Annotated in this window: 11 protein-coding genes, 1 pseudogene and 1 riboswitch; of the genes and pseudogenes, 10 read left to right on the forward strand and 2 right to left on the reverse strand. The window is 58.4% G+C overall.

Annotation, left to right across the window (positions count from 1 at the left end; genetic code table 11):
- Positions 1-902: 902 nt before the first annotated feature.
- From ACFWEM_RS33300 to ACFWEM_RS33330, 7 genes are all read left to right on the forward strand, one after another.
- A complete protein-coding gene (locus tag ACFWEM_RS33300) occupies positions 903-1,664 on the forward strand; it encodes an aspartate/glutamate racemase family protein (RefSeq protein ID WP_378539902.1) in 762 nt (253 codons plus the stop codon).
- Positions 1,661-2,620 (forward strand): ABC transporter permease, encoded by a 960-nt coding sequence (locus ACFWEM_RS33305; protein ID WP_378539903.1) that lies wholly within the window; start codon positions 1,661-1,663, stop codon positions 2,618-2,620. The genes ACFWEM_RS33300 and ACFWEM_RS33305 overlap by 4 nt, the downstream gene beginning before the upstream one ends.
- A 140-nt stretch (positions 2,621-2,760) precedes the next feature.
- Positions 2,761-3,540, forward strand: coding sequence for an ABC transporter permease (locus ACFWEM_RS33310; protein WP_378539984.1), 780 nt, complete (start codon positions 2,761-2,763; stop codon positions 3,538-3,540).
- The gene (locus tag ACFWEM_RS33315) at positions 3,540-5,189 is read left to right on the forward strand and encodes a dipeptide ABC transporter ATP-binding protein (protein WP_378539904.1); all 1,650 of its coding nucleotides are present in this window, start codon (positions 3,540-3,542) and stop codon (positions 5,187-5,189) included. The genes ACFWEM_RS33310 and ACFWEM_RS33315 overlap by 1 nt, the downstream gene beginning before the upstream one ends.
- A gap of 7 nt (positions 5,190-5,196) precedes the next feature.
- Positions 5,197-6,810, forward strand: coding sequence for an ABC transporter substrate-binding protein (locus tag ACFWEM_RS33320; protein WP_378539905.1), 1,614 nt, complete (start codon positions 5,197-5,199; stop codon positions 6,808-6,810).
- Complete coding sequence (locus ACFWEM_RS33325; protein ID WP_378539906.1) at positions 6,811-8,073, forward strand: amidohydrolase family protein; 1,263 nt, start codon at positions 6,811-6,813, stop codon at positions 8,071-8,073.
- Positions 8,074-8,395: 322 nt separating this feature from the next.
- A riboswitch (SAM riboswitch) is annotated at positions 8,396-8,504 on the forward strand.
- Positions 8,505-8,815: 311 nt separating this feature from the next.
- Entirely contained in the window at positions 8,816-9,346 is a 531-nt protein-coding gene (locus tag ACFWEM_RS33330) for a GNAT family N-acetyltransferase (protein ID WP_378539907.1), read from the forward strand.
- 164 nt (positions 9,347-9,510) lie between these two features.
- Here the strand turns inward: ACFWEM_RS33330 and ACFWEM_RS33335 are convergent.
- Together ACFWEM_RS33335 and ACFWEM_RS33340 are read right to left on the reverse strand one after the other, a co-directional pair.
- A pseudogene (locus tag ACFWEM_RS33335) lies at positions 9,511-9,872 on the reverse strand (integrase core domain-containing protein); the annotation flags it as partial.
- 96 nt (positions 9,873-9,968) lie between these two features.
- A complete protein-coding gene (locus ACFWEM_RS33340) occupies positions 9,969-11,000 on the reverse strand; it encodes a LuxR C-terminal-related transcriptional regulator (RefSeq protein ID WP_378539908.1) in 1,032 nt (343 codons plus the stop codon).
- A 144-nt stretch (positions 11,001-11,144) separates the two neighbouring features.
- On the opposite strand from ACFWEM_RS33340, the gene ACFWEM_RS33345 reads away from it, so the two are divergent.
- From ACFWEM_RS33345 to ACFWEM_RS33355, 3 genes are all read left to right on the forward strand, one after another.
- Positions 11,145-11,549 (forward strand): Rho termination factor N-terminal domain-containing protein, encoded by a 405-nt coding sequence (locus ACFWEM_RS33345; RefSeq protein WP_378539909.1) that lies wholly within the window; start codon positions 11,145-11,147, stop codon positions 11,547-11,549.
- Between the two features lie 167 nt (positions 11,550-11,716).
- The gene (locus tag ACFWEM_RS33350) at positions 11,717-11,923 is read left to right on the forward strand and encodes a hypothetical protein (protein WP_378539910.1); all 207 of its coding nucleotides are present in this window, start codon (positions 11,717-11,719) and stop codon (positions 11,921-11,923) included.
- Between the two features lie 139 nt (positions 11,924-12,062).
- The gene (locus ACFWEM_RS33355; protein ID WP_378539911.1) at positions 12,063-12,725 is read left to right on the forward strand and encodes a hypothetical protein; all 663 of its coding nucleotides are present in this window, start codon (positions 12,063-12,065) and stop codon (positions 12,723-12,725) included.
- Positions 12,726-12,794: the final 69 nt, after the last annotated feature.

The following is a 12,794-nucleotide window of genomic DNA, read 5'->3' on the forward strand; positions in this document are numbered from 1 at the left end:
CGGACGAGTTCGAGGCCGTCTACTACTCTCAACTATCAATTCTCCAGCCGGAGATGTCGCCAGCATAGGAGCGGCAAAAAACCCGGCACGGTTCACCCATCCATAACCAATGCGGGTCGCCAGCTCATGGTTGCCACGCGGACCGGGGCGCGACTGCCCGCATTCTCGCGACGCGCCTAGCGCGATACAAGATACCCAAGTCGACTATCATCCTCGACGAAATCCCTCGCAACGCCACCGGAAAAATACGCAAGGACCTTCTCCGGGAACGCCACACCTGATTGATTATTATCGAAAGATTTTAAGCATCCACATGAAAGAGCAGGAGGATTAAAATGTTCCATATAGCAAGCTGCCATAAGGTCAGTATCTATTCACCATATAAATTTTGACTAACCTTCTCAATAATATTTACAACCTGATGATTCATGACCTTTAGTTCCATTCAAATTCACGAGAGTTCCTACACCTCCACCCACCCGAAAACTTCCCCGACCTACAACCCTTTTAGGTACAAGTTAGTGCGATCTGGTGGAAATTCTGAGAGTTTCCATACCCATCACATGTATTGCAGCCCTGCAGATTACGATTGATCTCAAATACCTGACCTACGCTCAAAGGAACAAATTTTGAGCGAGCCTGGCAACCTTGCCCGATTGCATTATAAAGATTGCCATATTCGACAGCCGGGGAACTATCACAGTCCACATAGAGACAGCCATAACTACGACATATAAACCAATACCACCCTACCCTCATCTTTTGTTCACCGTGATTAAAACGTTTGCCGACACCCTCCCCTCTGAGTACAATCCTCCCTGGGATTCGTACGATATTCAAGTAAGTGAATAACTGCGAACACAGAGAGAAGAATATCTGCGGGTACGCAGGGGAGTGAGATTATGGCTGTGACAAATGCACTCAACAACGGAGCAATCGGTATAATCGGCGGAATAGGCCCGCAGGCAAGTGCATGGCTGCACACACAACTCGTACGTAAGGCTGCGACGGCGAACACCGAGCTGGGTTTGGAGTTTCCTCAGATCGTGCACTTCTCGGTGCGGGTGCCGCCGTTCATTCGTGAGGGCAGCGATCAACAGCGCGCGATCCGTCTGGTCTCTCACGCCGCACGATCACTCGTCAATTCCGGGGCGACGACCATTGGCCTGGCCTGCAACACTGCTCACATACTTCTTCCGGAGGTGGAGGCGCGTACCGGCATCACTGTAGAGCGCATCCCGGAACAAGTTCGGCGAGTTGTTCAGGACGAAGGTCTCGAGCGGGTCGGTCTACTTGCTACCCAAGAAACGATCGATCGGGGACTCTACGGCACCGTCTCCGATGTTGCCGAGTTGATCATCCCAACTCCTGAACTGACAGCAATTGTGGAGAAGCACATCGTCGGTGTCTACACCGGTGCGCACTCGGCTTCCGATAGCGCAGCGTTCCGAGAGCTCGTCTGTCAGTTCCGCGATCATTACCAACTCGATTCGGTGATCTTCGGCTGCACAGAGCTTCCTGTCGCGTATGGGGAAGGCGAACGTACAGGGATCGTCGATACGCTGGATGTGCTCGCCGATCATCTTCTTGCAGAGTTCCATCTCGCGGTAGCCAGCACGGGCACGGGGGAATTCGCGGTGGCCATCACAGGTACAGGGGAATGAACTTCTCGTTCACGTACTTCCTCGCACGCGTGGTACGTGCAATCGGAGTTGTCTGGGCGGCTTTCACCGTCGCGTTTGTAATTCTCTACCTGCTCCCAGGTGATCCTGTCACTATCCTGCTAGGCACGGACTCCTACATCGATCCGGCCAAAGTCGAGGCGCTTCGCTCGCAGTACAGGCTGGATGATCCACTGTTGGCACAGTACTCAGCTCAACTGTTCAACGTGCTGCGTGGCGACCTCGGGACCTCGATCCAGAACGGAGCGCCGGTCAGTTCCGCAATTTTGACCGCGCTACCGGAGACACTCAAGCTTTCGTTCGCGGCCCTCTTCCTTGCAGTGCTCCTGGCTGTGTCAATCGCTTTCGCCTCCACTTACACCCGCGCGAACTGGCTTCGCCGACTTCTCCTTTCGATTCCCCCATTGGGCGTAGCACTGCCAACCTTCTGGGTAGGGCTCCTCCTCATCCAAGTATTCTCCTTCCATTTCGCAGTGTTGCCCGCAGTGGGGAACGCGGGCCTCGACAGCCTGGTTCTTCCGGCAATCACCTTGGCGCTTCCGACGTCAGCAGGGCTGGCGAAGGTGTTTGCTCAGGGCCTCGACTATGCCTGGTCGCAGCCATACATCGATACCGCCAAGGCCAAAGGTGTGAGTCGCAGGCGGATCCTCTTCTCTCATGCAGCCAAGAATGCATTGCTGCCGGCGTCCACCCTGCTGGCAATAACGTTCGGGAACTTGCTCGCGGGCGCCGTAGTGACCGAGACCGTGTTCTCGCGCGTCGGGATCGGTCGTCTCACAGAGAGTGCAGTAGCTGCGCAGGACACACCGACGGTGCAAGGGCTGGTGCTCCTGGTTGCACTGATCTTCGCCCTGCTGAGCTTGGCCACTGATCTCGTTCTCCCCCTTCTCGACCCGCGCATCCAAGTTCGCCGACCTGCCACAAGGAGAACGGTATGACCCCACCCGAAGTCCATACCAAAGTGCCGTCGAAATCGCATGGCCCTCAGCCGGGCATTCATACGGACAGCACGGTCGGCGACCTGGACCGCGTTCCTACTCCTTGGCGACGCCGAGTGAACTATGCCTCTCGGCGACCGATGCTGGTCATATCCGTGCTAGCGCTAGCACTGTCACTCGGTTGGGCAATCTTCCCGAGTCTATTCACCAACTACCCGGCCGACGTCGGGGTACCAGCAGATCGCCTCCAGCCTCCGAGCACTACTCACTGGTTCGGAACCGACTACCTGGGACGGGACACATTCAGCCGCACCGTTCATGCCGCTGGACTCTCCCTCACGGCAACAGCCTTGGCGGTGGCTATCGCAGTGGTGATCGGCACTTCACTCGGGGTACTTGCGGGATTCCTCGGCCGCGCCGTCGACGAGGTGATCTCCCGCGTTACCGATGTTCTTCTCTCGATTCCCTCATTGCTCCTGTCAATGGCCATCATTACCGCCATGGGCTTCGGCACCATCATCGTCGCCATCGCGGTGGGTATCAGCGCAATCGCAAGTTTCACACGCGTCACACGTACAGAAGTTATGAGGATTCGCCACTTCGACTTCATTGAAGCAGCCCATGGCTCTGGAATTTCCCGGTTTAAGATTCTGGTCCGGCACGCATTGCCCAACGCCTTCGGCCCGGTGGCTGCACTCTCCATTGTCGAGTTCGGCGGCGCAGTACTCGCAGTGGCCGCCTTAAGCTTTCTCGGTTTCGGCGCACAACCACCCACACCGGAATGGGGATCGATGATCGCGGAAGGCCGCGACTACATCGCGACGGCATGGTGGCTCATCACGCTGCCAGGGCTCGTCGTCGTGGCTGTGGTGCTCTCTGCGAATCGCTTGGCGGCCGAGTTCGATCGGGGACAAGCTTGATGAGCACGAACACTCTTCTCGAAATCAACCAATTGTCAGTCTCCTACCGTTCCTCTCACTCATGGACTCGCGCACTCGATTCAGTCAGTCTGGACGTCAACGTCGCCGAAGTAGTCGCTCTTGTCGGCGAGTCCGGTTCAGGAAAGACGACGATTGCTCATTCCGTCGTCGGGTTGCTCGCAAAGAACGCGCGGATCAACTCGGGGGAGATCCTCCTCGATGGCCGTCCCCTTACCGGACTAGGCGACAAGCAATTCGAGTCTGTTCGTGGGCGCACCATCGGTCTGGTTCCCCAAGATCCCACCGTGACTCTCAACCCAGTCAAGCGTGTGGGCGATCAAGTGGCGGAGGCACTTTGGACGCACAAGCTCGCAACACGCAGTGCGGCGCGCACGCGTGCAATCGAACTGCTCGAAGAAGCCGGCGTACCAGAGCCGGCACGACGCAGTCGTCAGTACCCACACGAGCTTTCGGGTGGCCTTCGGCAGCGCGCATTGATTGCCATGGCACTGGCCTGCCGCCCGAGGCTGCTCATTGCCGACGAGCCCACGAGCGCGCTGGACGTGACCGTGCAGAAGCAGATACTCGACGGAATTGATCAGCTCACGCGCGAATACGGCACAGCAGTCATGCTGGTTACTCATGATCTCGGGGTCGCTGCAGATCGCGCTGACAGAATCGCCGTGCTGCGGTCGGGTTCGCTCGTCGAGATCGGAGCTTTCGACGACGTACTCCAAAGACCCGAACAGGAATACACGAGAGCTCTGATCCGTGCCGCGCCGACGATTGACCTAGACAGGCGACCGCTCGCAGATGCTCCGGCACCGAACGAGGCACCGATCTTATCCGTTCACGAGGTCTCGAAAGAATATCCCGGCGAGCGTGTTCGTGGCCGGCGGCAGCCGATCCGCGTACTCGACGGCGTGTCATTTGAGCTACATCGAGGAACAACCCTCGCTGTCGTCGGAGAATCCGGCTCAGGAAAGACAACGCTGGCACGGATCGTCGGCGGACTCCTTCCCGCCTCGGACGGATCAGTCATCTTCGACCGTCGGTCCCTCTCCGAGTGGAAGATGGGAAGCTCGCACGAACTGCGTCGTCGCGTGCAGTACGTGTATCAAAATCCCTATACCGCGTTGGACCCCCGGTACACAGTGCAACGGATACTGAGCGAACCATTCGAGGGGTTCGGGCTAGCCAGCAGCGCCACCAGGTCTGCTGCTGTCGATCGTCTGCTAGACAGTGTCGCGCTCTCGACGTCGTTGCTGCGTCGCAGGCCTGCCGAACTGTCAGGTGGTCAGCGGCAGAGAATAGCCATCGCCCGGGCGCTAGCTTCGGAACCTGACTTGCTGGTCTTGGACGAGCCTGTTTCGGCTCTCGATGTGTCGGTACAAGCCCAGATCCTCGACCTTCTCCGGGATCTACAGGAGGCGAATCAGCTCAGCTACCTCTTCGTCTCGCACGACCTTGCTGTCGTCAGTCAGGTGGCCGACAACATCCTCGTGATGCATGGCGGGCGCGCCGTCGAGACGGCCCAAACTCGCACGCTCTTCGAAAATCCCACATCGCCCTCTACACGCCGACTGATCGAGTCGATACCGGGTAACCGCCGCTCGGAACCGACCGACAACACAACAATACAAAGGTGACACAACAATGAAATTCAGTAAGAGCGGTCCCCTGATCGCCACCGCAGCTGCACTCGCTGTCCTTACCGGGTGCTCCTCAGCCACTGGTGCCCACAAGTCGGGCGCAGGCGACGATCAGAATCCCGTATCGGGCGGAACGCTAGTCTTCTCTCACGATACCGACCCGGCCTGCATCGACCCGCAACAGGCAGCGAACTGGAGTCTCGATCTCGGCCGGAACATCGTCGACTCGCTGCTTGACCAGAACTCAGAGACATTCGAGTTCACCCCGTGGCTTGCGAGCGCATACGAAGCCAATCCCACTGGTACCGAGTTCCGGTTCACGATCCGTGACGGAGTGACTTTCTCGGACGGTACCCCTCTTACGGCGGACGTCGTCAAGGCGAACTTCGACTCGATCAAGAACGACCTCGGAGCCAAGGCCACTTACGTCGTAGGGGTGTTCTCCTCCTATCTCGAATCCGTGGTCGAAGACAATAAAGTGACCGTTCGATTCTCCTCACCAAACTTCCCGTTCATTCAGGCGGTGTCCAGCCCATCCACCGGGATCCTCTCAGCAGCAACACTCGCTAAGAGTCCCGAAGCTCGCTGCCAGGGAGCTGTGGTCGGCACCGGGCCTTTCGTTCTCGATCACTACACACCCGCAGCGGAAGTAGTACTCAATAAGCGCAACGGTTACAACTGGACGTCACAAAACGCGTCCCACAGTGGCGACGCCTATCTCGACTCCCTGAAAATACAGATCGTTACCGAGGCAAGCGTTCGTGATGGCTCACTTCTGAGCGGTCAGGTAGACGGAATCCGCAACCCAACCGAGGCGCAGCAGGCCACTTTCTCGTCAAGCCCGTTCCAGTCGTTCACGAGGCCCAATCCGGGTATCGCATCCAGCATCGACTGGAACTATAAAAACTCAGCCATCCAGGACAAAAACGTCCGGCTCGCGGTCTTGAAGGGAATCGATCGCAGCGAATTGCAGGCGACAGTCCTCGGCACCCACGGTTTGGCAGCCACATCGATACTCACCTCTTCCACCAACGGTTTCACCGATCACTCCGATTTGCTCACATATGACCGGGACGGCGCGGCCAAACTACTCGAGCAGTCCGGGTGGAAGCCCGGCAGCAACGGAATCCGAGAAAAGGACGACTCACCGCTGACGATCAAGGGGTTGTTCTTCGACTATCAGAAGCCCATCGCCGAACTCCAGGCGCAACAGCTAGCAAAAATCGGCGTCAAACTCGATATCTCGTTGACCACCGCTGCGAACGTCGGCGAAAAATGGCTTAGCGGTAGCTACGACTTCTTCCAGCATGCCAACACCGCTGCTGATCCCGACATCCTGCGAGGTTGGTTCCTCACCTCACTTACATCCCCTGCACGTAACTTCACTGAAACGACTACCGATCTTGATCGGCTACTCGAACAGCAGCCCGCTGTGAGCAATGGCCCCGAACGCGACGCGATCATCGACGAGATCCAGACCATCGTTCTCCAGAACGCATACGCGGTACCGATCAATCAGTCCGTCAACGTATTCGCGTTCTCGGACCAGATCCACGGCGTAGTCCTCGATGCCCAATCCTCTTCGAGGTTCTACGACACATGGAAGGTCGCCAAGTAGATGAGCGCGGAAGGCGTCCGCATCGACTTACTCGTCAAAGGCGCCCAGTTGTTCGACGGAACATCGTTCTGCGGGCCGCAGGACGTCGCCGTGAGTCATGGACAGATCGTGGCGGTCGGGCAGTCGTTGTCCGCCGACGCGGCGGAAACCGTCGACGCGAAAGGGCTGATTCTCAGTCCTGGCTGGATCGATTTACACACGCACGTCGACGTAGGTAGAACCTTTTGGGGAATGGATCCGGATTCACTTGCGTGGGCCACAGGAGTGACAACGTGGGTCGATGCAGGCTCCGCCGGTCTCTACGCCGTCGAAGAACTCAGCAAGAGGGTAGCGTCGCTCAATGTTCACGTTCCACTGTTGCTCCACGCCTCTGCGATCGGGCTCGCAGGTCGAGCAGCCGAGTCTGAGAACGAGGTGCACTTCGACATCGACGAGTCAGTGCGTATGGCACGGAAGCATTCTCAGACTATTCGCGGAATCAAGATTCGACTCTCCGACTACACCACCGGGACACTGGGCCTCGGACCACTCGATATCGCTGTGGAAATTGCAACCCAGGCGGAACTTCCACTGATGGTGCACATCGGGCCAGGCATCGACGTCACCACCGTTCTGAAATCATTGCGTCCAGGCGATATCGTCACTCATGCCTTCACCCCCAGCCTCCTGGAGGAATTGGACAGAGGCCCCTTGCTCGACGAGTTCGAGCGTGCATACAGGCGCGGTGTTCTACTGGATTTGGGACACGGATCAGGCAGTTTCTCCTTCGCTGTGGCTGAACTACTACTCGCCCGCGGGATCGTTCCCCAGTCGTTCTCAAGTGATCTTCACCTACACAGCAGGCACGGGGTCGTCGGAACTCTCAACGACGTAGTCGCGAAAATAGTTTCGCTCGGCGTCGATCTGGAAACCGCGCTTGCCGGGGTAACCAGCCGACCCGCCGACGCGTTGCGCTTGCCGCAGGGAAGGATCGAAATTGGTGCACCGGCCGATCTTGCGCTCTTTCGCCAGGACAACGAGAGTCGGCTGATGTCGGATTCAACGGGAGCCCTGCGAACGATCGATTCGACACTTGTCAATGTTGCGACCTACGTTGGAGGTCAGAAGCTTTCACCTGTTTACGACGACCAACCACCTACCTGGATCGGCGTCAGCGAGTCCCGCCGTTCATCCCTGCAGTCACACGAAGAGACGATTCGACAACTACTTGTCAGGCCTTACCCCTCGTTCGCCAGTCGAGAAACAGACAACCTAAAGGACTAAGATGATGCTCGCATACATCTCCAGCCGAACGATTCGCGGCTTGGTTCAGATCGATCCATAGCGCGAGCGACTGTGGTTCGCCGAACTGGTTTAACGAGCAGATCCTCCGCGGCGTGCACGAGTCACACAAGACATCATGCAGTACTTACGTCTCGGAGCTCGAAAGATCTATGCCGCAACCGACGACATGACAAGTCAACACCAGCGGCGACCCGGTGTAAGGATCAGCCTGATTCTTACACCACCCCAACGAGCCATAGCAACCAACACTGTTGGGGCGCAGGGATATTCTCCACTTAATGTCGTGCTAGATTTGGGCCGAGGTCATGAGCATCAGCGTTGATCCGTGGTTTGCTGATCGGCAGCCCTCCCGGCGGCGGGGGGTGCTTCAGATGACGACCTTTGCGGCACCGACTCCGCAAGCGCGCCGGAGTCAGGACCCGGCTCCGGCGTGCGTCCACATCCCAACGAAAGGCCCCTTGGTCGTGTTCAGATCCTTAGATCTCCTGCATCTGACGAATGGAATAGTCAGTGCAAGAAGTCATCTCACAATGTCACGGATGTGGGGGCATCCGCCTGCGAGGGTACTGAAAACCCATTTGCTGCGGTCGACGCCCTCGACCATGGAGACTGCCGTTTCCACCCTCACGAACCGGGTGGTGTCCGGGGGCGGGTCGGACGCCAGGACAGACCGTCGGCCCAGACCTCGAATGCGCTTGGTTCGTCATGCGGTGGCCGCCGCATGACGAACCAGGCACATTTTCTTCGGGTCCATAAGGTTTCCCAGGACAACCCAATGGCCGCTCCGCTTCTCAGAGAATTGGCCGTCGAGTACAGCACACGATACGAGACAACGTTCGAGGAACAGATCGAGGAATTGACCACCCACCCCGCCGCTGAGTTCACGCCACCGGACGGTGTACTTCTAATCTTTGTCGAGGACGACGAACCTGTTGCAGGAGGAGCGTTTCGGCGCTACGACACGCAAACGGCCGAGCTCAAACGCATTTGGACGTCGAGTCGACATCGGCGCCGCGGTCTCGGGCGTCTCGTGCTTGAGGAGTTGGAGGCGGAGGCCGCCGCCTGTGGCTACAGCCGAATCTATCTGACCACGGGGTGGCGTCAGCCCGAGGCCGTCGGGCTGTACCTCGCGGCTGGATACACCGCACTATTCGACCAGAGCTGCCCTTCCGAGGAGATTGGATTTCATCCATTCGAGAAGTATTTGACCCGAGAGTCCAACTCCGCGTGTACGGACTCGGGACATAGCTGACAGATCGTTGGCAAGAAGTCCCTGACACTCTTGAAAAGTGAGAGTGATGAGCGTGAACAAACGCTGGTTGGAGATCTTGTTTTCGCCGAGCCGAGACGGCATCACGGTCGCGGAACATGCCGCCGATACAGGGTGAATCGCCCTGGGTCTAATGGATGCTCTGGCTATTTGATTTCGGTCAGGACCTGGTCGCCCTGCTCGGTAGTGTAGAACGTCATCTCGTACTCTGCTGACAGGATGTCGCCGAAGTGGCCGTACAGCCACCTGTGGTTGTGCCAGTGCACCCACGACAGGGTCGCCAGTTCCACGTCGTCGATGCTGCGCCACGGACCGAGATGCATTGGGCCGTGGATCAGTTCGTACTTGTAGTAGCCGTTCACGCTCTCGGCGAGAGCATTATCGTAGGAATCGGCGACGGTCCCGAGCGATGGAATTGCACCGAGTTCGGCGAGTCGTTCAACCGGGTGCCGCGGCTGAAGCGGGCCGTCTCGATGGCGTCGAGCACCACCTGGGTGCGCATGTTCGCGCGCTGCCACAGAGATGCGGCGTTGTAGCGACGACGCCTATCCTGCCAGCCGGCCCCGGGCCGGCCATCACAAACACTTACATGCGATTCAGTTGATCACGAGCTGGAAGAATTGGGGAGGTTGTTTTTGTGCTGGAGCACCCAGGTTGCGATCCTGGTGCGCGAGCTGTATCGAAGTTTGTTCCGTATGTGATCGACGTGGCCGTCGACGGTCCGCTGAGAAATAACCAGTTTCTCTGCAATTGACCGGTTGGTCAGTCCTTGCGCTACGAGTTCGGCCACCTGAAGTTCCCGCGGAGTCAGTATGGAGTCATCGGCAGTCGTTTTCGATGATCGACTGAGCGACTGTTTCCTCAGTTCGCGGGCTATAGCGTCGTCGAGAGTCAAATCTCCTCCTTGATCGTAGGCGAGTTGGAAACCCTTGTCTCCGAGCTTGTTACGGGCATCAATGGCGCCTACTTCGTGGTAGACGACCATGCTCCCGAAGGTGGCCATGGGACTGCCCGTCGCAGTGAACAGTGTCTGGGCCGCGCCCATCAGAGTGGCTGCTAGCTTTGCATCCTGGTCGACAAGCGTCCACGCTAGTTCCTCGAGACACCACGCGCATCCGAACTGGTTTCCTAACCCCTGCATCAATCGCAGAGCGTCTTCCAGTAGCTCGATACCGCGAGTGCGGTAGCCGTGACGCCACAGCGCGGACCCGTAGTCCGACATCGTCATCGACCGCCACATGATTTCGCCCTGCGATTCGGAGATGGCCAACTCCTGCTCGTAGATGCCTGCCGCCCGATCCGTTTCGCCGAGCGCGTCGACGACGAATGCGAACCAGTAGAGCGCGGGCACCAGACGGGCGATGTCGTCGTTCGCCCGGAATGCCTCGACAGCCTGGTCGAGGTACTCGGCACCGCGCGCGAGATCGCCGTCGGCGACCGCGACGAATCCGAACGCGTACGTCGCCAGTACGCGTCCGTTGTCGTTGCGCTGTATCTCGGCCTGGAGCCGAGCTTTTTCGGAAAGATTTGTCGCTGAGGCGATATCGCGTTGGAGGGCTGCCAGCAGGGCGCCTGTCACGGTGGCTTCGACTATCGCGTCACCGAGGGTACCCTCGACTCGAGGCGCGGTCGTCAACCGGGAGGTGCAAGTTCGTCGGAGCGGTCGCGGTATTGGCGAGCGAACCGACATCAGAATCGACGCACAACCCCAAGGCAGAAGCAACCAGATCACTCTGGTCATCGAGGTCAAGGGCTGCTGGAACCCCGAACTCAGGACAGCGTGGAAAACCAACTGCTCGAAAGGTACATGGCAGATACCCACACCCACCACGGCGTGTACCTGATCGCATGGTTCGACCAGCAATCCTGGACAGCAAAGGATAGTCGGCGAGCGAAGGCGCGGCCACACCGCTCATCGCAAGAACTCCGAAGTACGCTTCAGGCTGACATCGACAGTTCAATCCCGGCAGGATGTCAGATCGAGGTTGTGGTGCTCGACCTGTCGCTAGTGCGGCCAGTCCCGTTATCTAGCGATCACCCCATTCGAAGCAGACATTGGGCGAGCACCGTTACCGAGCTCCGACTGGTAGCGAAAAGTGCTGATATTCAAAGCTACTCGCGGATGCGCAAAGGGGATTTGATCGAAGCTATCGAGGCAGCCGAGCGCCATCAGGGCGAACACTAGTCACCGTGAGGCCGTCGCCACCTAGCAATCAACGGAGCGTGCGCAGTCGACTCCAACAGGCCTGATGGTGCTGGCGTCGCCTTCACAACCTGGATGCACCAATACGCAAACCTCCCGCACGGGGAAGCGATGGGCGCGGACTCAAACGACCAACTGCTCACCGATACATGTACCTCGGAAACTCTGGCTCCACGGATCTGGACGACGATTTCTCCCATCTGGAGCGTCACCACCACGGCGCCTTCACGGTGGCGATCGTGTCGCCTCAGAGTGCATTCGACGCCAACGCCACCGGCCGCGCACTAGAGCAGTGGGACAACGCTTTCCACGACCGGCGGTGGGTTGAACTCCCATTCGGCGGGGACCTGCACTAGCTTCACGTTCGAGGAACCGCTGGCTTATCAAGGCTAGTCACCGAGGTTCGGCGATGTGGCGACCGCCGCGGAAACTACTGCGCGACTCTTAGGTGACCTCGGTGAGTCACCGCCGAACATAGCATCTACGATCCCAATCATGCGTCTCGCGTTAGCTAGGAAGGTCACTGCCAACTTCGACCGAGCCATGGAGCATTGCGACAACCTCGTCCGCGTACACCAGCGTGCGGGCGGCGACGCAAAGGGACGACGCCGCGAAGAGATCTCGGTCAACCGGGCAATCGTAGTCATTGCAGTCGCCAGCTGGCAGGCGGTGGTTCAAGACATGACGAAGTTCCTACTGGAACACCACATGCCGGAGCCCTCAGACTCCAACCACGGCGTCGCACAGCTGCTCCGAGGGCATGTGCTGGGAGAACTCAGAAAGTTCTCAACACCTAATGCGGAGAACACTCGCCAGCTTCTGCAATCTGTGGGATATGACCCTCGCCCGCACTGGACGTGGACAAACGGAGCACACGGTAGCCGTGCCATCACTTACCGACCCCATGATATCGAGGATCAGCTACGCGACTGGCTTAAAATCAGGCATGCGATTGCTCACGGCGATGAGCGCATGCCTGAGGTCTCGGTCCTGCAAGCCGTACGCGAAGGCTCTACGAGCACGACTACTGGTCCTACCGTTCGACTTGCCGATGCGAGAGCATGCATCGCGTTTATCCGCACCCTGACTGGGGTGACCATCGAGGGGCTTGCCTCAGAACTGAGCACCACGGCGAACGCAAATCCGATCACCCCGTAGGTGCCAGCAGACACTCAGGTCAAGCGCGCCAGTCAAGTCCGTCATCGTCACGCCGCATCCTGAGGTGAC

The sequence above is a fragment of the Rhodococcus sp. NPDC060176 genome (assembly GCF_042728675.1).
Lineage (GTDB): Bacteria > Actinomycetota > Actinomycetes > Mycobacteriales > Mycobacteriaceae > Rhodococcus_F.

What these genes read in the sequence shown, in the direction of transcription:
- ACFWEM_RS33325 (WP_378539906.1), top strand. Translation starts at nt 6,811, where the DNA reads ATGAGCGCGGAAGGCGTCCGCATCGACTTACTCGTCAAAGGCGCCCAG.
- ACFWEM_RS33355 (WP_378539911.1), top strand. Translation starts at nt 12,063, where the DNA reads ATGCGTCTCGCGTTAGCTAGGAAGGTCACTGCCAACTTCGACCGAGCC.
- ACFWEM_RS33350 (WP_378539910.1), top strand. Translation starts at nt 11,717, where the DNA reads ATGTACCTCGGAAACTCTGGCTCCACGGATCTGGACGACGATTTCTCC.
- ACFWEM_RS33310 (WP_378539984.1), top strand. Translation starts at nt 2,761, where the DNA reads ATGCTGGTCATATCCGTGCTAGCGCTAGCACTGTCACTCGGTTGGGCA.
- ACFWEM_RS33300 (WP_378539902.1), top strand. Translation starts at nt 903, where the DNA reads ATGGCTGTGACAAATGCACTCAACAACGGAGCAATCGGTATAATCGGC.
- ACFWEM_RS33320 (WP_378539905.1), top strand. Translation starts at nt 5,197, where the DNA reads ATGAAATTCAGTAAGAGCGGTCCCCTGATCGCCACCGCAGCTGCACTC.
- ACFWEM_RS33305 (WP_378539903.1), top strand. Translation starts at nt 1,661, where the DNA reads ATGAACTTCTCGTTCACGTACTTCCTCGCACGCGTGGTACGTGCAATC.
- ACFWEM_RS33315 (WP_378539904.1), top strand. Translation starts at nt 3,540, where the DNA reads ATGAGCACGAACACTCTTCTCGAAATCAACCAATTGTCAGTCTCCTAC.
- ACFWEM_RS33330 (WP_378539907.1), top strand. Translation starts at nt 8,816, where the DNA reads ATGACGAACCAGGCACATTTTCTTCGGGTCCATAAGGTTTCCCAGGAC.